Source organism: Pseudomonas sp. NPDC012596, from assembly GCF_042902325.1.
GTDB lineage: Bacteria > Pseudomonadota > Gammaproteobacteria > Pseudomonadales > Pseudomonadaceae > Aquipseudomonas.
In genome coordinates this window covers 42,023-67,218 of the sequence record NZ_JBIBEB010000017.1, presented here as the reverse complement: position 1 = coordinate 67,218, position 25,196 = coordinate 42,023, and the positions used below count along the sequence as shown (strand labels likewise).

The window sequence follows — 25,196 nt, the reverse complement described above, 5'->3', positions numbered from 1 at the left end:
CTTCACACCCCGCACACATCCCGATTTCTTCAACCAATTCGGAACAGGGCAAGCGCCTATAACCCCGCGTCTCTGCGCACCCTGCCTCTCATTATGCTCAAGCGTCTCCACGCACACGGAGTCATGCCCGATTTTTATATTGGAATCCAGGGATGAAATGACTGGAATTTTATCTGATTAATCAAAATCAGGACGAGGCTTAGAATCCCCTCCAAGCGATGGCGCCTGGATTCAGTCCTGTCGACATCATCATTCGCACCAAATTTCTACATGACCGTCTAGGCGAGCTTGGGCTTCAAGGCTTGTGCTTGCACGCGTGTGTGCAAGCGGTTACGTAGCGGAGTTTCTATGAACAAAACATTTTCTAGGGCCGCGTTAGGGATCTTGCCCCTTTCTGCAGCATTACTGCTGGCGGGCTGCAATTACGCGGAGGATCAAGACGCGAATCCGACAGCATTAAAAGTTGGTTACTACGAAATCCGGGAAGCTCCGCTGACTTTGAGTACTGATCTCCCTGGGCGCACATCGGCGTTTCGCGTCGCTGAAGTCCGTCCGCAAGTTGCGGGCATCCTTGAGCGCCGGTTGTTTACGGAAGGCAGCGAGGTCAAGCAGGGCCAACAGCTTTACCAAATCGACCCGCGCACATACGTAGCCCAACAAGCTCGGGCTGAGGCCAATCTTCGCAGTGCCCGCAACCTTGCCGAGCGTTACGAGCGGCTACTCAAAGCCCGTGCTGTGAGCCAACAGCAACATGATGATGCCGTTGCAGCGTGGCAGCAGGCTGAAGCGGATAAGCGCGTGGCCGATATCAATGTCCAATACACCAAGGTGCTCTCGCCTATCACAGGCCGTATAGGTCGTTCGGCTGTTACCGAAGGTGCGCTTGTGACCGATGGTCAAAACAACGCCATGGCAACGGTGAACCAGCTCGATCCGATCTATGTCGATGTCACGCAACCCATCACCCGCATCCTTGCGCTCAAGCGTGCACTGAAGTCGGGTGATTTGAAAGCCTCCGGCACTGACCAGGCTGAAGTTAGCCTGACCTTGGATGACGGCAGTGCCTACCCGCTTTCCGGCACCTTGAAATTCTCCGAAGTGAGCGTTGACCAAGGCACCGGCTCGGTGACATTGCGCGCTGTTTTCCCCAACCCTGAACGTGCTCTGTTGCCAGGAATGTTTGTGCATGCCCAAGTGAAGGAGGGAGTGCGCGAAAACGCCATTCTGGTTCCTCAACAAGCCATCGTCAGGGACAGTCGGGGTGTCGCGACTGCATGGGTGATCACTGCTGACAATCGTGTAGAACAGCGCGACCTCGAGACCGTGCGAACGGTAGGGAACGCCTGGCTGGTAGACAGTGGTGTAAGGGCAGGTGAGCGGGTTATTACCGAGGGGCTGCAGTTCGTTCAAGCGGACTCGGTCGTCCAAGGGCAGCCTGCATCTAACGTCCACGTGAACACCGCTTTGACGGCGAACTAAGAGGTCGACGATGTCTCGTTTCTTTATTGATCGGCCAATTTTCGCCTGGGTGATCGCGCTTGCGATCATGCTCGGTGGAGCACTGGCGATCCACAGCCTTCCTGTCAATCAATATCCTGATATAGCGGCTCCGGCCGTCCAGATTACCGTAACCTACCCAGGTGCCTCTGCGCAGACCGTACAAGACACTGTGGTGCAAGTCATTGAGCAGCAGTTGAACGGCCTCGATGGCCTGCGCTACATCAGCTCAGCAGCGAACAGCGACGGTAGTGTTGAAATCACAGTGACTTTCGACCAGGGCGTCAATCCTGATATCGCGCAGGTTCAAGTTCAGAACAAGCTTCAGCTTGCGACGCCTAACCTGCCAGCAGAAGTGCAGCGGCAAGGGATCCGCGTGGTGAAGTTCCAGGTGAATTTCATGCTGCTGGTCAGCATTTATTCGAAGGATGGAAAGCTGAGCTACGGTGACCTGGGCAACATCGTCGTGTCGAGCTTCCAGGATCCGCTTTCCCGTACCCAAGGGGTGGGCGACTTCTTTGTCTTTGGCTTCCAGAATGCGATGCGGATCTGGCTTGATCCAGCCAAGCTCAATAGCTACCAGTTAATGCCGAGCGATGTCACCGCCGCTATCTCGGCGCAGAACGTCCAAGTCTCGTCTGGAGCTATTGGCGGACTGCCGACGCGCAAAGGTGTTGAACTGAGCGCGACGGTGATCGGTAAAACCCGGTTAAAAACGGCTGATGAGTTCAAGGAGATTTTGGTCAAGGTGCAGCCGGACGGTTCTCAGATTCGCTTGAAGGATCTGGGGGAAGTGGTGCTGGGCAATGAAACCTACTCCTACGACGTCAACTACAACGGTAAACCTGCAGCCGGTATTGCGTTGCGCTTGGCCACCGGCGCGAACATGCTGGAGACCGTCGCACGCGTAAAAAATACTGTCGACCAGCTTAAACCTTACCTGCCGCCCGGCGTAGAAGTAGTTTACCCCTACGACACCAGCCCCTCGGTGAAAGCCTCGATCGACTCGGTGGTGCATACCCTGTTCGAGGCAGTCGTTCTGGTGTTTCTGGTCATGCTGCTGTTCTTGCAGAACATGCGTGCGACCTTGATTCCAACCCTGGCGGTGCCGGTGGTGCTGCTCGGTACCTTTGGCGTGCTGTACGCCTGTGGGTTCACTATCAACGTGATGACGATGTTCGCCATGGTTCTGGCGATCGGGCTTCTCGTGGACGATGCCATCGTGGTCGTGGAAAACGTCGAGCGACTGATGGAAGAGGAGCACCTGTCGCCACGTGACGCCACCTACAAATCGATGAAGCAAATCTCCGGAGCGCTCGTAGGCATCGGCTTGGTGATTAGTGCCGTATTCATGCCGATGGCTTTCTTCGGCGGCTCCGCAGGGATCATCTACCGACAGTTTTCCATCACTATCATCACCGCGATGGGGCTCTCTGTCCTGGTCGCGCTGGTTTTCACCCCGGCACTCTGCGCAACCATGCTCAAGGCTCATGCCGGTGGTCAGAAGAAGCAAACAGGTTTCTTCGCTTGGTTCAACCGCGTCTTCGAACGAAACACTGATCGCTATGCGTCTTCGATTTCCAAGATCCTGCGCAACCCCAAGCGTACCTTCGTGATTTATGCATTGCTGCTGCTCGGCGTCATCGCCATGTTCAGAAATCTGCCGTCTGCATTCCTGCCGGATGAAGACCAAGGATTGTTGATTGTGCAGATTCAGACACCGCCTAACAGCAGTGCTGAACGCACCCAGACGGTCATCGATAAAGTTCGGACGTATCTGTTGGAAGAGGAGAAAGAAGGTGTCGTCTCCGCGTTCAATATCAGTGGCTTCAACTTCGCTGGCCGCGGGCAGAACTCTGCTGTGATCTGGGTGCGACTGAAGCCGTTCGAGGAGCGTACAAAAAGTGAAAACTCAGCCTTTGCCATTGCTCAGCGGATCACGCGCTTTGCCAGCACTGTCCGGGATGCGAATGTCGTATCAATCGTCCCTCCTGCCATCATGGAAATGGGCAACGCCACGGGCTTTGACCTTTTTCTTCAGGACAACGGTGCTCGAGGGCATGCTGCGCTGATGGAGGCTCGCGACCAGTTGCTCAAGCTGGTGGCCAAAGAGCCTGCACTGGCCATCGTGAGGCCTAACGGACTCGCTGATGAAGCTCAGTACCAAGTGACCATTGATGATGAGAAGGCGCGGGCACTGCAGGTTTCGATCGAGTCGATCGATGACACGATGTCTGTTGCTTGGGGTTCCACTTACGTCAACGACTTCATCGACAAAGGGCGTGTGAAAAAGGTTTATGTCCAGGGAGAAATGGACGCTCGGATTTCGCCTGAAGACTTTGACAAGTGGTACGTTCGAAATGCGGCTGGGCAGATGGTGCCATTCTCCTCGTTCGCCAGTGGTCAGTGGGTCTACGGCTCGCCCAAGCTGGAGCGCTATAACGGCATCCCTTCTGTTGAGTTACTGGGTCAGCCAGCGCCTGGCTACAGCACAGGTGATGCCATGGCAGCGATTGAGCGGGTCGCTTCGCAGCTGCCGAATGGCTTTGGAGTGTCCTGGACTGGTCTTTCTTATGAAGAACGAGCAGCAGGTTCCCAAGCGACGACACTCTATGTGCTCTCACTGATGATCGTATTCCTCTGCCTTGCCGCTCTGTATGAGAGTTGGTCGGTGCCAGTATCGATCATGCTCGTCGTGCCGCTGGGGGTGCTCGGGGCGGTCGCTGCAACGCTGGGGCGAGGTCTGTCCAACGACGTGTTCTTCCAGGTCGGCATGTTGACGACCATGGGGCTTGCGGCGAAGAACGCCATCTTGATCGTCGAGTTCGCTAAAGACCTCTACGAAAACCAGGGCCGTACCTTGGTACAGGCTGCAACCGAGGCAGCTCGTCTGCGACTTCGTCCAATCATCATGACTTCTATCGCATTCGTGATGGGTACGCTGCCTCTTGCGCGCGCCTACGGGCCTGGCAGTGGCAGCCAGCATTCGATTGGTACCGCGGTGGTCGGGGGTACGCTCGCGGCAACATTCTTGGCCATTTTCTTCGTGCCGTTGTTCTACGTGGCAGTGACAAAAATGTTCAAGTCCAAGCAACGTGGGGCTGTACGCGTAGCTACCCCTGAGGGAGCTCAACATGACGCATAAACCTCTACTCTTGGTGTTGGCGATGACTTTGGGTGGTTGCAGTCTGATCCCCGATTACCAACGTCCCGAGGCGCCGGTTCCCCATACATTTCCTGAGGGCGCCGCGTATGCGGCCCCGTCTTCAGGAAGCCTGGCGAAGATCGACTGGAAAACCTTCTTCAAAGATCAAGCTTTGCATGAACTGGTAGATTTGGCTCTGTCCAACAATCGCGACCTGCGCAAAGCGGCACTGAGTGTTGACGCATACCGCGCGCAGTACCGCATCCAGGGGGCGGCGCTGCTGCCTGAGATTGAGTTTGACGGGCGCACTGGGCGCTCCCGAACCCCGGGTGACCTTTCAACAACGGGTCAACAAACCACAGCGGGAGATAACAGTCTTCAGGTAGGGCTAATGAGCTACGAGCTGGACGTTTGGGGCCGCGTACGTAGCCTTGATCAGAATGCGCTGGAGACGTATCTCGCGAGCGAAGAAACGCAACGGAGCGTGCAGTTGGGCTTGGTCGCCAACGTTGCGATCGCCTATTTTACATGGCGCACTGATCAGCAGCTTCTGGAGGTTACGCAGTCGACACTGCAAAACTACCGGCACAACCTGGATCTGGTACAAGCCAGCAGCGAGGCCGGTACTGCATCGGATCTCGATGTGCGTCAGGCAAGGACACTCGTAGACAGCGGGCGCGGGCAGGTACACGCATTCACCCGTCAGGTTGCCCAGGACGCAAATGCTCTGCGGCTTCTGCTGGGGACGAACATTCCGGCCAAACTGAGCGGTGTGGATCTGGATGCAGCCTTACTCGCAGACATACCAGCAGGGCTGCCCGCGGAGCTGATACAACAGCGTCCAGACATCCGTGCCGCCGAGCATCAGCTGCGCGCGGCCAATGCAAATATTGGCGCTGCCCGTGCGGCTTTTTTCCCGAGTATCACGTTGACGGGGGGCGCAGGGACTGCCAGCAGTCGACTGAGCGGCCTGTTTGATTCAGGTTCGCAAAGCTGGAGCTTCGCCCCTCAAATCAATCTCCCCATTTTCAATGGCGGGCGACTCAAGGCGAGTTTGGACTACGCGAAAATCCAGAAAGATATTGGAGTTTCGAACTATGAGTCGGTTATCCAGACCGCCTTCCGCGAAGTGGCGGATGGCCTGGCTGCGCTAGGAACTTGGGGCGAGCAGATAGAGAGCCAGCGTGACCTGGTGCGCACCGCCGAGGAGTACAACCAGATGGCGCAGCAGCGCTACGACGAAGGCGTGGATAGCTACTTGGCTTTGCTTGATGCCCAACGTCAGCTCTTGTCGGCAAGGCAACGACTGTTGACCGATCACCTTGCTCAACTCACGTCCCAAGTCCAACTGTACAAAGCGCTGGGGGGAGGGTGGTCTGATATCTCCCATAAACCGCCTGTAGCACAGCAGTAAAACTCCCGATTTCCTTTGGTGGGAGTCTCTTTAAGGCGCCAAGGGGCGCCTTCTTTTTTGCTCTCATTCGCCAGGATAAACCGTCGCTGCCCCCCGCCTGGAAGAAGTTGAGTGCGGGTTCAAGGTTGCAGAATTAACCTTCAGGCTAATGCTTAGCAGGCTAAGCATCGGTATAGTCAATGCATCTCCGACTAGCGAAGTGGTTAACCCGTGTCTACAAATCACTCTTTGGCTAACGCTCGCTTGCTTGTTTCCCTGGCCATTTTGAGCGCGCTCGTAGGCAGTACAGCTCCATCCCCCTTGTACGGTCTTTATCAAGCGAACCTGCATTTCTCGTCGACAACCCTGACCTCGCTTTTTGCCGTTTACGCCATCGGCGTCTTGCTCGCGTTGGCAGTCCTGGGAAGGCTTTCCGACCGATTGGAGGATCGCCGCTTTGTATTGCTGCCGGCACTGTTTGCGGTGGCTGCAGGGTCATTGGTGTTCGCATTTTCTACGGAGCTTCATGGGCTCTTTCTGGGACGCTTTTTGGCGGGGGTAGGGACGGGTGCACTTACGGGGAGCGCCAATGCGGCGCTCGTAGGTTTTGATGCTCAAGACCGCAAGCGGCATGCAGCGGTATTGGCCACCGTTTCTTTCACATCCGGCGCAGCTTTGGGGCCCGTTCTGAGCTCAGCTGCCATAGCCGTTGATTTTTACCCTACGCTCAGTCCTTTTGCACTTAACGCTTGCCTGGCCATGTTGACTGCAATTGGATTGTGTCGCGTGCAATGGAGCGAGGAGGTTGTTCATCACGCTGCCAAAGTAAGCGACGCAAGCGTGCGCTTGACCCTCGACGAACAAATGAGAGGGAGCTGGCGGACGTTCACTCGGATTTCATTGATCCTGGTGGTCGCATGGTCAGTGGGATCGGTTTTCGTCGCGCTAGGGCCTTCGATGATCATCAGCACGTTGACGGAGGTCTCAGCGCAAAGCCATGCCTCGGCCGGTTTACTTGTGACCGCGTTCCAGGCGACAGCGGGGATAACGCAATTTTTCTGCCGACGCATCAGGCCTGAAGTCGCGATGAGAAGTGGTGGGGCTTTGATATGCGCAGCGTGGGTGGGGTGCCTGGTCGCCCTGTGCGTACATCTGCCATCCATCTTCGTACTCTTTACTGTGCTGGCAGGGGTGGGATATGGCGCTACGTTCGTGGGCGCAATGGGTGTTTTTACATCGCTTGCTCCTGGTACTCACAGAGCCGCTTTGGGATCGCTTTTCTATCTCGCGGGATATTTGGGGAGTGCCATCGGCATCATCGGTATGGGCGCGGCGGTGGATGCATTAGGTATGGAGAAGGCTTCAGCGGTAATGCTGGTGGTGGTCGCCATGTCGCTGGGGTATCTGTTAGTGGGCAAGGCCAGGGTGGTAGTGCCTAAGGAGTAGCCCGCCGCTGCCCTTCAGGGCAACGCCGTTGAGGCATGTAAACCTTACATGGCTAGAGGGGCACGGCTCCCGCGCAATGGCTGAATTTTGCGCGTCAGCAATGAAATGATCATTCTCTTGTCTCATTACATCAGATCACGGGTGTGCCGTGATGTGTTTTGCGAATCGATTTCAACTATTTTTCTATTGGTTAACCTTCGCAATCCTGTCTAGTTTCGTAAGCGGCCCCAACAACAACAAGACGCTTCATTGAAGCCTCGCAAGCCGGAGCAACACGCTATGCTTACGTAAATATTCAATATCAATTCCCGCGCCACCCTGTCAGGGTCTTAACGCTTGGCGACCTCGCTAATGTCCTCCGGCCTGTCGTGACTCAACGGCGTGAGGCCTTATTCACTCGCTGAATACGCTGGAACCTGCATATTAGACGCAGGATTGATCTGATGCGTATCACCTCATTTAAAGTCCGTCGTAACGATTCCTCTGTTGCTACAAGGCGAATTGCTGGGCGGATTGGTCGCGGCATCAAAGCAATCAAAACGTTTTTGTTGAATTTAATAGATTGGAAGGGAGGCGATAGTTTATGGACGTGAATGACAAAGTGGTATTGATCACGGGGGCTGGTCAGGGCATGGGGGCGGAGGAAGCTGTTGCCTTCGTCGCGGGGGGAGCGAAGGTTGTGTTGGCTGATGTCCTCGACGACCAGGTTCAACAGGTTGCCAGCGAACTCGGACGCGATGCTATTGCGGTGCATCTCGACGTGCGGAGTACTCAGGAATGGGAAGGGGCCGTGGACACAGCCAGGAAACGATTTGGGCGCATTGACGTGTTGATAAACAACGCAGGTATCCTTCGCTTTACGCCAGTTGATGAATGCTCTGACGAGGAGTGGGAACTCGTAACCTCAATCAATCTTAGTGGTACGTTCAAGGGGATACGCGCCGTAGCGCCCGCTATGAAGGATGGGGGAGGCGGTTCAATTATCAATGTGTCATCGACCTCCGGGCTCAAGGCCTTTTCTTCGGTTCCCGCCTATGTCACATCGAAATTCGGTGTCCGCGGCCTCACAAAGGCAGCCGCACTAGACCTTGCCCCTTACAACATACGTGTGAATTCGATCCATCCCGGCAATATCCAAACGCCAATGATCGACGGGCTTTACCAGGCGTTTAAACACGTCCCCATGAATCGTGCGGGCCACCCATCAGAGATCAGCAACTTGGCTTTGTTTCTGGCTAGCGATGCAAGCTCTTTCAGTACAGGGGCTGAATTCATCGCCGATGGTGGCGAAACCGCTGGGCTGCCAGCACTGTTTTAAGTGCTTTATCACTCAAGGGCTGCGGATTCCTGTACAATTTCGCCATTAAGGCGCATGAACTCAAATCATTTCAGCTCAGGGTTCCATAATGGCGGTTAACACGTTTGACGGAATCAGGGAGTTTGTCACCTCAGCTCAAACGCTCAGTTTTACCGCTGCAGCGCTGGAGCTTGGAGTCACCAGCTCTGCAGTAGGTAAAAGTGTTACGCGCCTGGAGGCCCGCCTCGGAGTGAAGCTTCTGCATCGCACCACTCGGCGTCTTATATTGACGAGTGAAGGAGAGGCATTTCTCGCCAGTTGCCTTCGGGCAATTGACGAGCTGGCAGAGTCGGAAAGCTTCCTTACTACCGGTCAGCAGGAGCCCGTTGGTCGGCTACGAGTAGATCTACCCGCTGCGTTTGGCCGCCGGCACATTTTGCCCACACTGATTGATCTTTCGGTTCGATATCACAAGCTTGATCTGTCAGTGAGCTTCAGTGAGCGGCTTGTCGATATCATCAATGATGGGGTCGACCTGGTGGTTAGGATTGGAACGCTTAAGGATGACGGTGAGATTGTCGCGCGAAAGCTCGGTAGCCAGAGCTTGCTGATTTGCGCCACACCCGATTACCTTGAGCGGCGCGGTGTCCCGCAGAGCCGAGAAGATTTACTCACCCACGACTGTATAGTTGGCTGGCGAAACGGCACCCGAAAGACCTGGATGCTGCTGGATGATAAAGGGCATGTCAGCGAGCAAGAGGTGTGCGTTAAGCACGAGATGGGTGATGGAGAAATGTTGTTGGAGATGACACTTGCGGGGGGAGGGCTGGCGCAACTTCCAACCTGGCTCGTTCAAGATCAGATCGAGCAAGGACTCTTGATTCCTGTCCTTCAGCAATATGAGGGGGCTGAAATGCCAATCCATGTCATCTGGCCGCGGACACGCTACATCCAGCCCAAGGTACGGATGATCGTCGATGCGCTACTCGAACTCGCTCAACGGCAATCGAAAGTTTTCCGCCCTGACTGATGATCTGTGACTTCATAGATGAAAAGGCGACCCCACGTCGAGGTCGCCTTTTTGTCATCGCGCAGTGTGCTTGCTGGCCAGCGTATACGACCATCGGCTTGACTCTCGACTCAGGCAGCTTCAGCGCGCAGATGCACCTCAGGCGGGGTTGTAAAATGGATAATCTACATATCCCTTTTCACCGCTGTTGCCGTAGAACGTCTCCCGGTCAGGCGTAGCAAGCGGCCATCCATTCTTCATGCGCTCAACCAGATCAGGGTTGGCGATGAAGGGACGGCCGAAGGCAATCAAATCGAGCTCGCCCGCCTCAAGAGCGGCTTCAGCGGAGTCACGGTCAAACCCTCCCGCCGCGATGAGCGTGCCTCGGTATGACTCTCTGAAATTCTTGGCGAACCCCTCAGGCATCCGTTCCGCACCGATGGTCAGCTGGTCGCTCAAATGCACGTAAGCAATGTTTCGCTTTTGCAGTTCGGCCGCAACCGTTACCCAGGTCTCGGCTTCATCCTCGAATGGGGCCATGTCAAAAAGCCGTCCGAATGGGGAAATACGTACGCCCACCTTCTCCCGGCCAATCCCCGCCGCGACTGCATCAATGGTTTCCAGAAGAAGCCTGATTCGATTTTCGATCGAACCACCATACTCATCAGTACGGTCGTTCACGGTTGGGTTGATGAACTGCTCGAATAGGTATCCGTTGGCGCCATGTATTTCGATACCGTCGAATCCGGCTTCCATAGCCCTGGATGCGGCACGGACGAAATCAGATTTGATGTCAGCAATTTCAGGGACTGACAGGGCACGTGGCTTACTGGCTTGGATCGGGCCAGGCTGATGGTTTTCATCGTAAGCGTAAGCGTTGGAGTTAGCTGCCAGCTTGGCGCTCGAGGAGACAGGCGCCTCACCGTTGGGTTGCAAGCTGGTGTGTGATACCCGGCCCACATGCCACAACTGGGCGAAAATGCAGCCTTGTTCCTGGCGAACGGCTGCGTTGACCCTTTTCCATCCTTCGACTTGTTCTTGCGTATACAACCCAGGGTTGAACAGGTAACCCCGACCTTGCATGGAAACGGGTACACCTTCGGTGACGATCAGTCCGGCACCTGCGCGTTGCTGGTAGTACAACACAGTCAGGTCATCGGGAACTGTCGTTTCAGCGCGCGCGCGCGTCATGGGCGCCATGACCACGCGGTTCTTCAAGGTGATGCCTGACAAGGTATAGGGCGTGAAAAGCATGCTCATTAGGATCTCTCTAGGGAGCGCTCCGATGCGCTGATCAGGGGAATATACGCGGGTTATCCTTACTGATAACTGCGCCCAGATTCCAGGCATTATGGAATCCGCTTCCACAATAAGGCGTTGTACTGCTGGTTCACCGCCTGTAGCCTGAAATGCGGTGCATATCGTGCCGTCCTGATTAGAACCGCCGCCTGTGAGGGGTGTTCGATTGCCTACTGTGCTTACCGATTTTGATCCGATCCGCCTGCGTTGCATTGACCTTAATAAGTTGGTCGTTTTTATGGTTGTTCACCGTTCGCAAAGTGCGAGCTGCGCAGCGCTCACGCTCGGTGTCACTCAGCCTGCTATTAGCAATACCCTAAGGGATTTAAGAACATTTTTTGGTGACGAACTTTTTGTCCGGCGAGGCAGGCAGTTGCACGCCACTCCGCACGCTAACGCGATTGCCGGGTATCTCGAGCGCTCGTTGAACCTATTGGGTGAGGCATTAGGTAAGTTCTCAGCCTCACCTCGCTGAATGCGCCACCCAGTGGCGCTCCCCAACGCCATCCCCAATCGTTCCCGTCTCACGGAGGTGATTCAGTACTTCCAAGCGGTATCTTCATGGTCATGTGAAGTTCCGGTGGTATGCCAGGTTACGCCTGAGTGATTCATAAAGTGAATCGCCCAAGCGAATTTTTGCAATAGTTGCACATGGCTGATCGGGGTATTGTCGGTTGCATCACACCTCGGGTAGTGCGTCTGCGGTCAGCGAATGTTTGTTAGCGGTTCGTTTCGATGAACGCTTGTAGGTCGTGAGTATGTGGCGTAACTGCCGGTGATGGGATTGCATGAGAGCCATACCTCCTACCATGAATGATCTTGCTTACGCTGACCTGAACCTGAATGCCCTTAAACGAGAGGCGATCTGCAAAAACAAGCGTGTTACAGTCAAGGGTACCTCCTTCCGATTGCTCTCGCTTCTAGTGATTAACGCCAATGATATTGTCAGCCGCCAAAGTATCTTCAAGGATGTGTGGGGGGTTAACTTCGACCCGGGAACCAAACGCATAGAAGTGCAGCTCAACTATTTACGTAAAACCTTGAGACTATTGGGTTCCACTGCTGTCATCGAAACTCACCGTGGTAAAGGCCTCAGGTTGTACTCAGCGTCGCTGGAATAGATGAACGCGCTGCCACCTCAGTCTTTTTTCGCGGGGCTGCCCAGGAAGACGTCATCACTTACAGGCTCAAGCCAGTCCACTGCCTTCCCATCCAACAACTCATTTATCGCGATGTGCTGCAATGCCGTGGTGTCGGTCGCACCGTGCCAATGACGTCGGCCACAATTGCACCAGATAAGATCGCCGGTGCGGATCTCGGTCTTTGGCCCATCCTCGCATTGCGTCCAACCTACGCCATAAGTGACCAGCAAGGCTTGGCCGAGAGGGTGGCTGTGCCAGTGAGTACGAGCCCCCGGCTCAAAGTTAACCACTGCAATACCAATGCGAGCAGGGGCTGGGGCGGTGAAGACGCGGTCAATGCGCACGCGCCCGGTAAACCAGTCAGCAGGCCCTTGGATTGCTTTGGTCGAGCCAGCACGGTGAATTTGCATGTCAGCGCTGGGAAGACTGTTATCTGTCATGGTGGTCAAACCTCTCGAAAACGGGTTGAGACAACTGTACCGTCCGCGATTTAATTGGAGAATTAGCAAAATCCAGGATTCGGTTTGAAGCTGAGCTTAACAATGAAGACAGGCAATCTGAGCGATCTAGTGGTCTTCGTGGCTGTGGCCCAGGAGAGCAATTTCACCCGGGCGGCGGCATGGTTGGGTGTGTCACCCTCAGCCGTTAGTCAAACAATACGGGGCCTGGAGGAGCGTCTTGGCGTTCAACTCCTGACCCGGACCACTCGGAGCGTCACGCGAACGGAGGCGGGGGAGCGATTACTGCAAGAGATCGCGCCCCTGCTGGATCAAATCCATGGTCACCTTGGTGCCCTGTCGGCGCTCGGGCAACACCCGTCAGGGACGGTACGTATCACTGCCGACGAGTACGCCGTCCGGCACGTTCTTTGGCCAAAGCTACGACCAGTGATTGAAACCTGCCCAGATGTCGCGATTGAATTGATGACTGATTATGGTCTGACCGACATCGTTGCGGAGCGATTTGATGCGGGTGTACGTTTGGGCGGGATCATTGATGCTGACATGGTGGCCGTGCCCATTGGGCCACCGATGCGGATGGTTACAGTCGCCTCACCCGCCTACCTGAAGCGTTACGGCGCACCCCGGCGACCTGAAGAGCTGATAACCCATCGTTGCATCAACTTGCGGCTGCCTACGCACGGCGGCGTCTATCCATGGGAGTTCACCAGCGATGGCAGCGAGTTTCGTGTTCGCGTGCAAGGGCCCCTGATCATGAACAGCGCGCTGCAGATACTTGATGCCTGTTTGGCTGGGGTCGGATTGGCCCAGGTCACCGATGCGCACGCGCAGGAATACATCAACAGCGGCGCGCTTGAAGAGGTACTGGGGGGCTGGTCAGAAATGTTCCCTGGCTATCTGGACGCACTGCGCAGGGAGTAGTTGCAGCTGTGACGTCCGCATTTGCGACAGGTGCAGAATTGGTAGCAGGTAAGGGTGACGTGATCAGGGAAGGGAAGATCAATGATTTCATGGCGCTGTCTCACTGTTCTATATGTGGGACAAACTAACGCATTTTTGCCGACTTATCAGCCATTCGACGCCCCGGTAGGATTCTCCCCATCGTGATCGCCCAACGCCGCGGTCTTCATACACAGGAGAGTCCCATGAAACTGTTGCACATCGATTCGAGCATCCTGGGCGACAATTCCGCCTCCCGCCAGCTGAGCCGTGAAGTGGTCCAAGCCTGGCAAGCCGCCGAGCCGGGTATCGAAGTGGTCTACCGTGACCTGGCCGCCGACGCCATCGCCCACTTCTCGGCCGCTACCTTGGTCGCTGCCGGCACGCCGGAAGACGTACGCGACGCAGCCCAGGCCTTTGAAGCCAAGCTGAGCGCCGAAACCCTGGAAGAATTCCTCGCCGCCGACGCGGTGGTGATCGGTGCACCGATGTACAACTTCACCGTACCAACCCAGCTCAAAGCCTGGATCGACCGCGTTGCCGTTGCCGGCAAGACCTTCCGCTACACCGAAGCCGGCCCTGAAGGCCTGTGCGGCAACAAGAAAGTGGTGCTGGTGTCGACCGCTGGCGGCCTGCACGCAGGCCAGCCGACCGGTGCTGGCCATGAAGACTTCCTCAAGGTGTTCCTCGGCTTCATCGGCATCACCGACCTGGAGATCGTTCGCGCCCACGGCCTGGCCTACGGCCCGGAACACCGCAGCCAGGCCATCGATGCCGCCCAGGCGCAGATTGCCAACGAGCTGTTTGCCGCCGCCTGATCGGCAGGCACGAAAAAACCGGTTGTCGCCTGTGCGGCAGCCGGTTTTTTTCATCCAGTTTTCATCTGCCCCACCCCAGCCTCGACCTATTCTGACGCTATCCCCTCGCTCCGCGTGGAAGCGCCGGCCGATGAACCTCTCCCGTTGCTTGCTGGCACTGTTGCTGTTCGCTGGGCTGTTGGCGCACGGCGAGGCTGCGCCCTGGGTCGCCGGGCTGCACCACATGACCCTGGCCGACCCCGTCGATGCGCGCCCGATGCAGGCGCTGGCGTTCTACCCGGCACAAGGCACCGCTCACAGCACCCGCATTGACGGTTACCCCGTCGAAGTCGCTGATGAAGCCCCGGTCGCCCTCGGGCAGTTCCCGCTGCTGGTGCTGTCCCACGGCAATACCGGCAGCCCGCTGGCGCTGCATTACCTGGCAACCGCCCTGGCGCGCCAAGGGTTTGTGGTGGTGGCGGTGGTGCACCCTGGCGACAACGCCCGCGACCCTAGCCGCCTGGGCACCCTGAGCAACCTGTATGGCCGGCCTTTGCAGGTCAGCGCTGCGATTACCGCCGCCCGTGACGATGCCTTGCTCGGGCCTTACCTGAACGATGGCAAAGTGGGCGTGATCGGTTATTCGGCCGGCGGCGAAACGGCGCTGATTCTCTCCGGCGCCCAGCCCGACCTGGACCGCCTGCGCCAGTATTGCCTGGAGCGCCCCACCGACGCCGATGCCTGCAAAACCCATGGCGTGCTGATCGCCGACCGCAGTGAGCTGGCGCCCAAGGCCGATGCCCGCGTGGGGGCGGTGATGCTGATGGCCCCGCTGAGCCTGATGTTCGGGCGCCACGCCTTGGCCAGTGTCAGGGTGCCGGCACTGATCTACAGCGGCGACAACGACCAGCTGCTGGCCGTGGACCGCAATGCCGAGGCGCTAGCGCGCAAACTGCCGGTAACGCCGGACTACCGCCTGCTGGCAGGCGCCGGGCATTTCGTGTTCATGGCCCGTTGCGACAAGGAGCAGTGGGCCCGCATGACGGCGCTGTGCAAGGACGCAGAGGGCGTCGACCGCCGCCATATCCATCACTCCCTGCAGCGCGATACGGCTGCCTTCTTCAGTCAGGCCCTTGGCGCGCCGGCGCACGGCGAACGTTCAGCCGCGACGGCTGCGCCGCGCCAGCAGCAACGTTAGGCCCACCCCGGCCAGGGCCAGCAAGGCGGCTACGCAGAAGATCGAGGCATACCCCAGGTGCACCGCCACGGCGCCCATCACCGGCCCGGCCACTGCCAGTGCCATGTCGAAGAACACCGCGTAGGCGCCCAGCCCGGCACCGCGGCTGCTGCTGGGCACCTGCCTGATCGCCTCGACACCCAGCGCCGGGTACACCAGCGACAGGCCAAAACCGGTCAAGCCGGCACCAACCAAGGCCCAGAGCGGCGAGGGCGCCAGCCATAGCAGGCTCAAGCCGAGCACTTCGGTGGCCATGCAGGCGACTGCCACGTTGTAGCCGCCAAAGCGGTTAACGGCGTTGACGAACAACAGCCGCGAAACGATGAAACACAGGCCGAAGGCACTCAGGCACCAGGCCGCACCTGCCCAGCCGCGCTCCAAATAATAAAGGGTGACGAACGTGGTCAGGGTGCCGTAACCGATCGATGCCAGTGTCAGCCCCAGGCCGCAAGGTGCAACCCGGGCGAACGCCGACCAGAACGGCAGCCGCTCACCCCGCACCACCACCACGTCCGGGCGCTTGCGCAGCACCAGTAAACCCAGCCCGGCAAGCACCAGCAAGGCAGGCCCGAGCACGCTGAAATCCAGGCCATCGACCGCCAGCACCCCCACCGGCGCGCCGATGGCAATGGCGCCGTACGAAGCGATGCCGTTCCAGGAAATGACCCGCGCCGTATGCTCAGGCCCAACCTGGCTGATGCCCCAGCTTAGCGTCGCAACACCGATCAGGCCCTGGGCAAGCCCCAGCAGCAAACGCCCGCCCAGCAACAGCGCCAGGCTCAGCAGTGGCACGCTCAAGGTCCAGGCCGAAGCGAACGTCAGCACCCCGCAGGCAGCAATGCCCATCAGGCCGTAACGAATCGCCTGCTTGCCGCCCAGCGTATCTGCCACGCGCCCGGCAAAAGGCCGGCTGAGCAGAGTGGCCAGGTATTGCAGGCCAATAGTCACCCCGGCAATCACCGCACCAAAGCCCAGCTGATCGTGCACATAGCTGGGCAACACCGCGATCGGCAGGCCGATGCAGAGGAATGCAATAAAGGTGTAGAAGACGATCGACAGGATCTGCAGGGTGATGCTGAAGGTGCTGCTGGCGGGGGCGGGCTGTTGCGCGGTCATGGGCTCGTTCGCGGGCGGGCGGTTGGGCGTGGCTTCATCATGGCCGTTGCGCGAAGGAAATGAAAGCAGGCTAACGAATTAATCTCGGCTGGAACGTTGGCCTCGCGTTGTTGTGACGCCTGGTGTGGGGCTTATCGATAATCGACCGAGGTGACAGTAGAGCCATCATTTCTACCAGTTGTCGGTACTGCCGGATTTGCCAGATGCTCTCTCAACCGAACCGAGAGGGTTGCAGCGCATGAAAATGTTCTACCAGCAGAATGCGGTGCAGACTGTACTGCACCCCGATGGCGACACAACGCTTTTAAGGGCACTAGACACGCCGCTTGCGGAGCATTGCTCCGGCGCTCGCTCACAAAGCCTCGTGCTCGGTTGTGATCAACAAGGCTCACCGATGAATGTCATGTCGGCCAACGCCTCTCGCACTGGGCGTTACACGCCGTACGGCTTGGAAACAACACTGCCATCAGCGACAGGGTTCACAGGGCAACTGAAAGCCTGGAGCCTGCCGGGATATTTTCTGGGTAGCGGTTATCGTTTTTTTAACACGGTGTTGATGCGTTTCCATTCGCCAGACTCCTTCAGCCCATTTGCGGCGGGAGGCATCAATGCCTACATGTATTGCGGAGGGGATCCGATTAATCGGATTGATCCTTCTGGACATATGGATATATTTTCGATCGGCCGTCCCAGGTCGCCGCTGCACGTTGGGTACGACTATTCAGTCCATTCTCTTAGTGCCGCCCGACATCGACTTCTTGTCGCTCCCTATCCTTCACAACGTCCAGGGGCTGCTGTCATTGCTAGTTCTTCAACTAATAGAGTGGCTAATGTCAGCGCTGGATCTTCAACTAATACAGTGGCTAATGTCAGCGCTGGTTCTCCAGATTATGTCATGACTACTATCAGTGCTGGTCCTTCAAGCACTTCGGGGACTACTGGCAGTACTACGTTCGTGAGAACCTCTACCAGAAATTATCGGTCTATGGATGACTCAACACGCCGTCATCTGGCTGAACCAGCAGTTGAGCAAAGTTTTCAAGATTTTATTCAAACTGCAACGCCTATTCGCGGGATGGATGGTCCACAAACACAGCGTTTGCTGTTTGCAATATACAAAGCTCTACGGGATAAAACTGAGATTACTGCAGAAGATCGTAGTAAGTTCGGAGCTGATGATTTCCAGAAGAAAAACGCTTCAGTTCGCGTGCGTCGCTGGACAATAGCGGAAATGAAGCGCGCTGGTGGTAATAATGTTCGATTAGACTAATTCAACGAATAGGTGACCTGGCGCCATTGCGGCGCCCAGGCCAACTCTTAGGTTTACACCACCACACCCTGGCTGCGCAGGTAGTCGTCATAAGTACCGCTGAAGTCCACCACACCGTCCGGCGACAGCTCGATGATGCGGGTGGCCAGCGACGACACGAACTCACGGTCGTGGCTGACGAACAGCAGCGTGCCTGGGTAGTTTTCCAGCGCCAGGTTCAGCGCCTCGATCGATTCCATGTCCAGGTGGTTGGTCGGTTCGTCCATCACCAGCACGTTCGGCTTCTGCAGGATCAGCTTGCCGAACAGCATGCGGCCCTGTTCACCACCGGAAATCACCTTCACCGACTTCAGAATCTCGTCGTTGGAGAACAACATGCGCCCCAGGGTGCCGCGGATGACCTGTTCACCGGAGGTCCACTGGCCCATCCAGTCGAACAGCGACACGTCGTCTTCGAAGTCGTGCGCGTGGTCCTGGGCGTAGTAACCCACTTCGGCGCTGTCGGTCCACTTCACGGAGCCGGCATCTGGCGTCAACTCGCCAACCAGCGTGCGCAGCAGGGTGGTCTTGCCGATGCCGTTGGGGCCGATGATCGCCACGCGCTCGCCGGCTTCGACCGTGATGTCGAAGTTCTTGAACAGCACCTTGTCGTCGAAGGCCTTGGCCATTTTCTCGACCACTACGGCCTGACGGTGCAGCTTTTTGGTCTGCTCGAAGCGGATGAACGGGCTGACACGGCTGGAAGGCTTGACCTCAGCCAGCTGGATCTTGTCGATCTGCTTGGCCCGCGACGTTGCCTGCTTGGCCTTGGAGGCGTTGGCCGAGAAGCGGCTGACAAAGGTCTGCAGCTCGGCGATCTGGGCTTTCTTCTTGGCGTTGTCCGACAGCAGCTGCTCGCGCGACTGGGTGGCCGCGGTCATGTACTCGTCGTAGTTGCCCGGGAACAGGCGCAGCTCACCGTAATCCAGGTCAGCCATGTGCGTGCACACGCTGTTGAGGAAGTGACGGTCGTGGGAAATGATGATCATGGTGCTGTTACGCGCCGTCAGAATCGTTTCCAGCCAGCGGATGGTGTTGATGTCCAGGTGGTTGGTCGGTTCGTCGAGCAGCAGCACGTCCGGGTCCGAGAACAGCGCCTGGGCCAACAGCACACGCAGCTTCCAGCCCGGCGCCACTTCGCTCATCGGGCCGAAGTGCTGCTCCAGCGGAATACCCAGGCCCAGCAGCAGTTCACCGGCGCGCGATTCGGCGGTGTAGCCGTCCATCTCGGCGAACTCGGTTTCCAGCTCGGCGACGGCCATGCCGTCTTCTTCGGTCATTTCCGGCAGCGAATAGATGCGGTCACGCTCGGCTTTGACCTTCCACAGTTGGCCGTGGCCCATGATCACCGTGTCGATCACGGTGAATTCCTCGTAGGCGAACTGGTCCTGGCGCAGCTTGCCCAGGCGGGTGTTCGGCTCGAGCATGACCTGGCCGCCGGACGGGTCCAGGTCGCCGCCGAGGATCTTCATGAAGGTCGACTTGCCGCAACCGTTGGCGCCGATCAGGCCGTAGCGGTTGCCGTTGTTGAATTTGACCGAGACGTTTTCGAACAGCGGCTTGGCGCCGAACTGCATGGTGATGTTAGCGGTAGAAATCAAAGTGCTTGTCCTGCGGGGGTTCCAGAGGTGTATTTAGGCCCTCTTGTCTGTGTTGGGCCAGTTCTGGGCCAATTCGACTCGGGGCGGCAGCTTCTCCAGCTCCCTCCAGTCCGAGGAGGAGCTGATCCATTTCGCGTAGGTAGAGGGCAACATCTCGACGCTGTGACCGAGCGGGTCTGCGATGAACGCAGGGTTCATCCCAACCATCAGGCTCAGGGTTGCAGAGGTGTGGCGGGTGTCGTACTGCCGGCGTTCACGGATGGCCAGCGCCTTGAGCGCTGATTTGAAGGGACGGATTGTAACACTTGGTTAGTCAAGCGCGCACGTAGCTGTTCGTCTCGCCGCCTTATGCGGCAGTGAATAGCGTTGCGTCGCCGCACCCGCTCAAAACTCCAGGTCACCTTGCCGAGCGGGTTCACTGATCGGCTCCAGCAACGCTGCACCCTGATTACGTACATTGCCCACAGCCTTGTCGACGGGATACCAGCGAAAATCCTCAGCCGGCCTGCAACCGCCCTGCATGATCGCGACTGCTCGCGCTGGTGATGTGGCCGAGTCAAGCCACTCCCTTGCCGTTTCCGCTGTGAGCACCAGCGGCTTCCTGTCGTGGATGTCTACCAAGCCCTGGTCGGCAGCCGCCGTGATGATCACGAACCCATCGCGTTCATCTGGCTCCAGGCCCTGGTGCACTTCGGCAAGCGCTGCGAAATACAGCGGCCCGCCGTCGGCGCTGGTGATGTAGTAGGGCTGCTTGCGTTTCGGGTCTGCAGGGTCGGGTATCCATTCGAACCAGCCGTTCGCCGGCGCCAAGGCTCGGCCGCCTGGCCATAGCCCTTTGAAGAATTTCCCGGTAACCACCGTCTCGCCCCGTGCATTGATCGGGTCGGGGCGCTTCCCCTTTGCCCAGAACGGCGACCAGCCCCACTTGACCCGGTCCACGCTCAGCCCGCCCTCCACCTGGCGAATAATCTCGACACGCGTCGAGGGCGCTACGTTGTAGCGGTCGATCGACGCGTGGTCATAGCCATTGATCACCACCAGGTCCAGTGACAGCTGCCGAAGGTAGTGATCCATCGACTCGTAGATCGAGTACCGTCCACACATATGCACCTCTCGCTTGTCAGAAATTTCGCTGCCCAGGATTGACCGGACGAACGATGCCAGATTAACTGTATATGCATACAGTCTGCATCGGGCCTTCCATCATGACCATCACGTTCCTGGGTACGCCAACCGGCGGTACCGAACCGCTACCGCTGTACTCATTCCATGTCCCGGCAGGTTTTCCATCACCTGCGGCAGACCACCTGGAAGGTCATATTTCCCTCGATGAGCTATTCGACCTCCGCGCGCCGCATGTGTATCTGGTGAAAGTCGAGGGCGACAGCATGCAAGGGGCGGGCATCTACTCTGGTGACATCGTCATCGTAGACCGCGGGCGTGAAGCAGAGCACGACGATATCGTCATAGCAGCGGTCAATAGCGAGCCCGTCTGCAAGCGGCTGCACCGCCGCGCCGGGGTGGTGATGCTCAAGTCCGAGAACCCCGCCTACCCACCGCGTTACATCATGGAAGGCGACGAGCTGGTTGTCTGGGGTGTGGTGCGCTACAGCGTGCGCGACCATGCCCAGTGACCAGGTGTTCGCGCTGATCGACTGCAATTCGTTCTATGCGAGTTGTGAGCGTGTGTTCCGGCCCGATTTGGCCAAGACGCCCATCGTCGTGTTGAGCAACAACGACGGCTGCGTGATTGCCAGGTCGTACGACGCCAAACCGTTCGTGAAAATGGGCGAGCCGTACTTCCAGGCAAAGGACAGGCTGCGCAAGCACGGGGTCATGGCCTTCAGCAGTAATTACGCGTTGTACGGCGACATGAGCGAGCGCGTGATGACGCTGATCGAGTCGATGGTGCCGGCGACCGAGGTGTACAGCATCGACGAGTGCTTCGCTGACCTGCGCGGCATTCAGGGCAACCTGACCCAGTTTGGCAGGCAGGTGCGTGCGCGGATCTTTCAATGCACGGGGATCCCCGTGGGCGTGGGGATCGCGGCCACCAAGACGCTGGCCAAGCTGGCCAATCACACCGCCAAGCGCTTGCTGGCGCAAACCGGTGGGGTGGTCGATATCTGCGACCCCTTCAAGCGCGACTGGGTGCTGCGCAATACAGACGTGAAGGAGGTGTGGGGGATCGGGCGGCGAATGACAGCGCACCTGGAGGCGATGGACATTCGCACGGCCATGGACCTGGCCAAAGCGAACCCAGCGACGCTCCGCCAGAAATTCAGCGTGGTCGTGGAGAAGACCGCCCGGGAGTTGCGTGGCACACCTTGCCTGGAGCTTGACGAAGCTGTACCCCCGAAGCAGGAAATCTGCTGCAGCCGCATGTTTGGCAAGCGGCTTGCCGAGCTTGCGCCAATCAAGCAGGCGGTGGCCACCTATGTGGGGCGAGCGGCAGAGAAACTCCGCGCCCAGGGATCGGTGTGCAAGCGCATGCGCGTGAGTATCCGCACCGGGATGTTCAACCCGGACGAGGCGCATCATGCCCAAGGTGCACTGGTCGAACTGCCTTACCCGACTTGCGACACGCTGCTGATGACCCGGCTGGCCACCGATGCAGTAGCGCGAGTCTTCCGGCCGGGTTTCCGTTACAGCAAAGCTGAGGTACTGCTGATGGACCTGCGCCAACCTGGCGAGTTTTCCGAGGACCTTTTCGCGCTTAAGCAGTCGGTAGCGTGTGACCGGCTGATGCAGGTGATGGACGACATCAACGAGCGTTGGGGCAGGGGGACCATGAGAGCGGGCAGCGTGCCGGTGTCCCCTGACTGGGGTATGCGAAGGGAAATGATGAGCCAGTCATACACCACGCGGATCGATCAGCTGTGGCGCGTCAGATGTTGAGGTACCGTTCGGGTTGGGCGGGACGCTCTACGAAAGATGGCGTGGCGCGGTCTCTGTAGGAGCTGGCTTGCCGGCGATCGGCTGCGCAGCAGTCGTAAAATCGGTTTCTGCGCAGTGCCAGACAGAATGCGGATATAGCATTTACGACTGCTGCGCAGCCGATCGCAGGCAAGCCAGCTCCTACACCAGCCGATCGCAGGCAAGCCAGCTCCTACAGCATTCGGGCAAAACCTAGAGCTTGTATTGAATGGTGTAGGACGCATCGGTTCGAGGTTCAATGATAACCGGCATGCCGAATAGCTTGCCTTTACATTCGCTGACGACGCAGCGATACACGGACCCCTGCCTGAGCTGGGTCCACAGGCCTTCGTCATGTATCACGATACGCACGACCCTGTTTTCCGGAGCCTCTCTGGCCTGGGCAACATGGTGGTCCAGGTCGCAGCCGAATTCCGGCGAGGTGAACTCGGGGTCATAGCCGATCAGCACCCCGTGCCGTTTAAGATCGTCCCTGATACGCTCAATCACGTCGTCTGCTTCTTGTTTTAGCATGATCGTCATCTCACGGTGCTTGAACACATCAAAACTCTAGCTGACCCTGATGGTTTTTGCTGTTCACCAAAGCAATCAACGGCCGCTTGACGCTAAACGGCAGCCTGGCCGATCATTGCCTCACCCCGTCATGCCTGTGCGTGTTGAGGCGTGATGCAGAAGCCCGACATAACGTCGGGTTTTTTCGTTATGGGGCAATTACACGATTCAGGATGTGTGGGTTGTTGCGATTTACCAGAAGAAAGCTGTATCGGCTGTTCAGGCGGTGGTTTGTCTACCTCTCTATTGCAGGCGCGATGGGAAACGCCAACCGGCTGTTCGAGCATTTCTCCTTGTGGAAATCCTGGCATCTGGTCAAAGGCATTGTCGCGCACTGGGTCGTTTACTGAGCTGTCATGCCTGAGCGGCGTTCTACACTTTGTTGAACTGCGACCATTGATCAGGAGTTTTGTATGGAGCGCTTACTGTTGGGTGCTGTTCTGCTTGCCGTGGCCAGCCTGGCCAATGCCGATATCCCGTTGGTGAACGCTAACTGCCCGGGCAACATTGAAGTGCATGCGGACGAGGGAGGGCCGGTGTTTATCAATGGCAAGGAAGCAAAGCTGAAAAAATTCAGTGATGCCTACTACGAGGCCAAGGGCAGCGGAGTGACCATTTCGATTTCGATCAACCCCGATGAGTCGCTCGGGGTGTCGTACACGGGGAAAGGGGGCGTGAATGGGGTGTGTGAACTGACTGAGCAGGATTGATCACAGTCGTTCATATAGCGAACAAGAATATTGGCGCGTTGCTGACGCGGTTTAATATAGTCACGCCTACAACTAAAACATGGGCTTTTCTGCTTCGCCAATTTTGCAACGTACTTGCAGGGGGCTGCAGGAGTGTGTCGCGTGAAGAGCCCAATATCATTCACAGGTGCAATACTGATGTCGGCTTTGGCTACAAGTTTCATTGCGGGGTGTGCACAAAACCCTGATGTTCGTGATGGCCACGATTATACGTCTGGCATCACCGACAAGAGCCCGCCGGATTATCTGGGGTGCGTCAAGGAAGAGTTGCATGGCAGTGCAACGACGTATGAAGTCGGTACGGGTGACGCGCTGAAGCTGTTCGTTGACAGCACTGATCCCACTACCGCCAACGGCCTGATAGAGCTGCGTAACGCCGGCACGCACCATCAATTCACCGCCTACCAACGTGATGCCTGGTATGACCACGGGCGGTTACTGGACGCGGCACTCATGTGCTCCAAAGCCTGATCGTAGTGTAGGAGTTGGCTTATCGGCGGTCGGCCCCTGTAGGAGCTGGCAAGCCAGCTCCTACAGGGGCCACGTAGAGCCTGGTACAGAAATACCGCCGCGCATATGGAGTGCGCCGCAAATCGCGGGTTCTACCTTTGTGGATTAGTGCATTCGCCAAAGCATGGCTAAAATGCACCCTGTCCATTTGGGTTAATTGCAAATGCCTACACTTCGCATTCTTTTCTGCTCCGTATTGGTCGTCGGCCTTGCCGGCTGCGCAAACCCTGGTAAGCCCACCGCCAGCAAGCTGACCAACAAATCCCCCGATGTCTATGCCGCGTGTGTCTTGCCAAAGTGGCAAGCACTGGCGCCGCTGACTACGCAGAAGTCCATCAGCCACGGTTATCGGCTGACCGCGCCCAGCGCAGTGGCGTCCGATGAAGTCCTCGAAGTGGTGGAGAGCCGTGCAGGCAGCCGGGCGACGTTCTATAAAGGCAGCTTCCTGTCGGGCAACAAACTGCGCCAGGCGGCGAGAGAGTGCTTGGATTGACTGCCCCATAGCCCGACCCGCCGGCATCGGCGGGCCGCAGCTTTTCTAGCGTATTTCAACCTTCAGGTTCATTTGGCGGCATTGCACCTCCGCATCCACCTTGCTCGGGTAGCTGGGTTTGAGCCGCTCCTTCGCGTGGTTGTCATAGATGTCGAAGCCCCCGCACACCGTAGCCGCGCAGTATTTGCCACTGATGCGCACGGACTCCCTTTCGATGGGCACAGCAGGAACGATAACAAATCGTGGTTGCATTGATCGTGCCTCCCC

Annotated in this window: 26 protein-coding genes and 1 pseudogene; 19 read left to right on the top strand and 8 right to left on the bottom strand. The window is 57.6% G+C overall.

Annotated elements, in window-relative coordinates:
- Nucleotides 1-348: 348 nt before the first annotated feature.
- The 7 genes from ACFY68_RS19810 (at nucleotide 349) to ACFY68_RS19780 (ending at nucleotide 9,808) form a co-directional block, all read left to right on the top strand.
- The gene (locus ACFY68_RS19810; protein ID WP_387530699.1) at nucleotides 349-1,479 is read left to right on the top strand and encodes an efflux RND transporter periplasmic adaptor subunit; all 1,131 of its coding nucleotides are present in this window, start codon (nucleotides 349-351) and stop codon (nucleotides 1,477-1,479) included.
- A gap of 10 nt (nucleotides 1,480-1,489) precedes the next feature.
- Complete coding sequence (locus ACFY68_RS19805) at nucleotides 1,490-4,642, top strand: efflux RND transporter permease subunit (RefSeq protein ID WP_387530696.1); 3,153 nt, start codon at nucleotides 1,490-1,492, stop codon at nucleotides 4,640-4,642.
- Nucleotides 4,632-6,056 (top strand): efflux transporter outer membrane subunit, encoded by a 1,425-nt coding sequence (locus ACFY68_RS19800; RefSeq protein WP_387530693.1) that lies wholly within the window; start codon nucleotides 4,632-4,634, stop codon nucleotides 6,054-6,056. Before ACFY68_RS19805 ends, ACFY68_RS19800 begins: the two co-directional genes overlap by 11 nt.
- A gap of 210 nt (nucleotides 6,057-6,266) precedes the next feature.
- The gene (locus tag ACFY68_RS19795) at nucleotides 6,267-7,481 is read left to right on the top strand and encodes an MFS transporter (RefSeq protein WP_387530690.1); all 1,215 of its coding nucleotides are present in this window, start codon (nucleotides 6,267-6,269) and stop codon (nucleotides 7,479-7,481) included.
- Nucleotides 7,482-7,924: 443 nt separating this feature from the next.
- Nucleotides 7,925-8,074, top strand: coding sequence for a hypothetical protein (locus ACFY68_RS19790; protein WP_387530687.1), 150 nt, complete (start codon nucleotides 7,925-7,927; stop codon nucleotides 8,072-8,074).
- The gene (locus tag ACFY68_RS19785; protein ID WP_387530684.1) at nucleotides 8,065-8,799 is read left to right on the top strand and encodes a glucose 1-dehydrogenase; all 735 of its coding nucleotides are present in this window, start codon (nucleotides 8,065-8,067) and stop codon (nucleotides 8,797-8,799) included. The genes ACFY68_RS19790 and ACFY68_RS19785 overlap by 10 nt, the downstream gene beginning before the upstream one ends.
- Before the next feature lie 88 nt (nucleotides 8,800-8,887).
- A complete protein-coding gene (locus tag ACFY68_RS19780) occupies nucleotides 8,888-9,808 on the top strand; it encodes a LysR family transcriptional regulator (RefSeq protein WP_387530681.1) in 921 nt (306 codons plus the stop codon).
- A gap of 138 nt (nucleotides 9,809-9,946) precedes the next feature.
- Here the strand turns inward: ACFY68_RS19780 and ACFY68_RS19775 are convergent, their stop codons facing one another.
- Nucleotides 9,947-11,047: an alkene reductase gene (locus ACFY68_RS19775; protein WP_387530678.1), complete on the bottom strand. Its 1,101-nt coding sequence runs from the start codon at nucleotides 11,045-11,047 to the stop codon at nucleotides 9,947-9,949.
- Nucleotides 11,048-11,237: 190 nt separating this feature from the next.
- Between ACFY68_RS19775 and ACFY68_RS19770 the strand changes: the two genes are divergently transcribed.
- Together ACFY68_RS19770 and ACFY68_RS19765 are read left to right on the top strand one after the other, a co-directional pair.
- Nucleotides 11,238-11,561 carry a LysR family transcriptional regulator gene (locus ACFY68_RS19770; protein WP_387530675.1) on the top strand — a complete coding sequence of 108 codons (324 nt, stop codon included), beginning with the start codon at nucleotides 11,238-11,240 and terminating at the stop codon, nucleotides 11,559-11,561.
- A 313-nt stretch (nucleotides 11,562-11,874) separates the two neighbouring features.
- Nucleotides 11,875-12,207 (top strand): winged helix-turn-helix domain-containing protein, encoded by a 333-nt coding sequence (locus ACFY68_RS19765; protein ID WP_387530672.1) that lies wholly within the window; start codon nucleotides 11,875-11,877, stop codon nucleotides 12,205-12,207.
- Between the two features lie 17 nt (nucleotides 12,208-12,224).
- On the opposite strand, the gene ACFY68_RS19760 is transcribed toward ACFY68_RS19765, so the two are convergent.
- Nucleotides 12,225-12,668 (bottom strand): cupin domain-containing protein, encoded by a 444-nt coding sequence (locus tag ACFY68_RS19760; RefSeq protein ID WP_387530670.1) that lies wholly within the window; start codon nucleotides 12,666-12,668, stop codon nucleotides 12,225-12,227.
- Between the two features lie 102 nt (nucleotides 12,669-12,770).
- On the opposite strand from ACFY68_RS19760, the gene ACFY68_RS19755 reads away from it, so the two are divergent.
- From ACFY68_RS19755 to ACFY68_RS19745, 3 genes are all read left to right on the top strand, one after another.
- Nucleotides 12,771-13,610, top strand: coding sequence for a LysR family transcriptional regulator (locus ACFY68_RS19755; RefSeq protein ID WP_387530877.1), 840 nt, complete (start codon nucleotides 12,771-12,773; stop codon nucleotides 13,608-13,610).
- A 224-nt stretch (nucleotides 13,611-13,834) separates the two neighbouring features.
- Nucleotides 13,835-14,446, top strand: coding sequence for an FMN-dependent NADH-azoreductase (locus ACFY68_RS19750; protein ID WP_387530667.1), 612 nt, complete (start codon nucleotides 13,835-13,837; stop codon nucleotides 14,444-14,446).
- A gap of 130 nt (nucleotides 14,447-14,576) precedes the next feature.
- Nucleotides 14,577-15,623, top strand: coding sequence for an alpha/beta hydrolase family protein (locus ACFY68_RS19745; protein WP_387530664.1), 1,047 nt, complete (start codon nucleotides 14,577-14,579; stop codon nucleotides 15,621-15,623).
- Here the strand turns inward: ACFY68_RS19745 and ACFY68_RS19740 are convergent.
- A complete protein-coding gene (locus ACFY68_RS19740; protein ID WP_387530874.1) occupies nucleotides 15,585-16,847 on the bottom strand; it encodes an MFS transporter in 1,263 nt (420 codons plus the stop codon). The genes ACFY68_RS19745 and ACFY68_RS19740 overlap by 39 nt on opposite strands.
- 169 nt (nucleotides 16,848-17,016) lie before the next feature.
- On the opposite strand from ACFY68_RS19740, the gene ACFY68_RS19735 reads away from it, so the two are divergent.
- A complete protein-coding gene (locus ACFY68_RS19735; RefSeq protein ID WP_387530661.1) occupies nucleotides 17,017-18,048 on the top strand; it encodes an RHS repeat-associated core domain-containing protein in 1,032 nt (343 codons plus the stop codon).
- Nucleotides 18,049-18,101: 53 nt separating this feature from the next.
- On the opposite strand, the gene ACFY68_RS19730 is transcribed toward ACFY68_RS19735, so the two are convergent.
- The 3 genes and pseudogenes from ACFY68_RS19730 to ACFY68_RS19720 form a co-directional block, all read right to left on the bottom strand.
- Nucleotides 18,102-19,688 carry an ABC-F family ATPase gene (locus tag ACFY68_RS19730; protein WP_346614264.1) on the bottom strand — a complete coding sequence of 529 codons (1,587 nt, stop codon included), beginning with the start codon at nucleotides 19,686-19,688 and terminating at the stop codon, nucleotides 18,102-18,104.
- A gap of 33 nt (nucleotides 19,689-19,721) precedes the next feature.
- Nucleotides 19,722-19,997 (bottom strand): annotated as a pseudogene (locus ACFY68_RS19725) (integrase); the annotation flags it as partial.
- A gap of 75 nt (nucleotides 19,998-20,072) precedes the next feature.
- A complete protein-coding gene (locus ACFY68_RS19720; protein WP_346614263.1) occupies nucleotides 20,073-20,792 on the bottom strand; it encodes an SOS response-associated peptidase family protein in 720 nt (239 codons plus the stop codon).
- A 101-nt stretch (nucleotides 20,793-20,893) separates the two neighbouring features.
- Here ACFY68_RS19720 and ACFY68_RS19715 point away from each other — a divergent pair, with 101 nt between their 5' ends.
- Both ACFY68_RS19715 and umuC read left to right on the top strand, forming a co-directional pair.
- Entirely contained in the window at nucleotides 20,894-21,322 is a 429-nt protein-coding gene (locus tag ACFY68_RS19715; RefSeq protein WP_346614262.1) for a translesion error-prone DNA polymerase V autoproteolytic subunit, read from the top strand.
- The gene (gene umuC / locus ACFY68_RS19710) at nucleotides 21,312-22,586 is read left to right on the top strand and encodes a translesion error-prone DNA polymerase V subunit UmuC (protein ID WP_387530657.1); all 1,275 of its coding nucleotides are present in this window, start codon (nucleotides 21,312-21,314) and stop codon (nucleotides 22,584-22,586) included. Before ACFY68_RS19715 ends, umuC begins: the two co-directional genes overlap by 11 nt.
- Before the next feature lie 231 nt (nucleotides 22,587-22,817).
- Here the strand turns inward: umuC and ACFY68_RS19705 are convergent, their stop codons facing one another.
- Complete coding sequence (locus tag ACFY68_RS19705; RefSeq protein WP_387530654.1) at nucleotides 22,818-23,165, bottom strand: hypothetical protein; 348 nt, start codon at nucleotides 23,163-23,165, stop codon at nucleotides 22,818-22,820.
- Nucleotides 23,166-23,194: 29 nt separating this feature from the next.
- Here ACFY68_RS19705 and ACFY68_RS19700 point away from each other — a divergent pair, with 29 nt between their 5' ends.
- The 4 genes from ACFY68_RS19700 to ACFY68_RS19685 all read left to right on the top strand — a co-directional run bounded on the left by ACFY68_RS19700 (nucleotide 23,195) and on the right by ACFY68_RS19685 (nucleotide 24,929).
- Nucleotides 23,195-23,527 (top strand): hypothetical protein, encoded by a 333-nt coding sequence (locus ACFY68_RS19700; protein WP_387530652.1) that lies wholly within the window; start codon nucleotides 23,195-23,197, stop codon nucleotides 23,525-23,527.
- A 63-nt stretch (nucleotides 23,528-23,590) separates the two neighbouring features.
- Nucleotides 23,591-23,887 (top strand): hypothetical protein, encoded by a 297-nt coding sequence (locus ACFY68_RS19695; protein WP_387530649.1) that lies wholly within the window; start codon nucleotides 23,591-23,593, stop codon nucleotides 23,885-23,887.
- A gap of 177 nt (nucleotides 23,888-24,064) precedes the next feature.
- A complete protein-coding gene (locus tag ACFY68_RS19690) occupies nucleotides 24,065-24,397 on the top strand; it encodes a hypothetical protein (protein WP_346614257.1) in 333 nt (110 codons plus the stop codon).
- Nucleotides 24,398-24,599: 202 nt separating this feature from the next.
- Complete coding sequence (locus tag ACFY68_RS19685; RefSeq protein WP_387530646.1) at nucleotides 24,600-24,929, top strand: hypothetical protein; 330 nt, start codon at nucleotides 24,600-24,602, stop codon at nucleotides 24,927-24,929.
- 45 nt (nucleotides 24,930-24,974) lie between these two features.
- On the opposite strand, the gene ACFY68_RS19680 is transcribed toward ACFY68_RS19685, so the two are convergent.
- Nucleotides 24,975-25,181, bottom strand: a complete 207-nt coding sequence (locus ACFY68_RS19680) for a hypothetical protein (protein WP_387530643.1) — start codon at nucleotides 25,179-25,181, stop codon at nucleotides 24,975-24,977.
- Nucleotides 25,182-25,196: the final 15 nt, after the last annotated feature.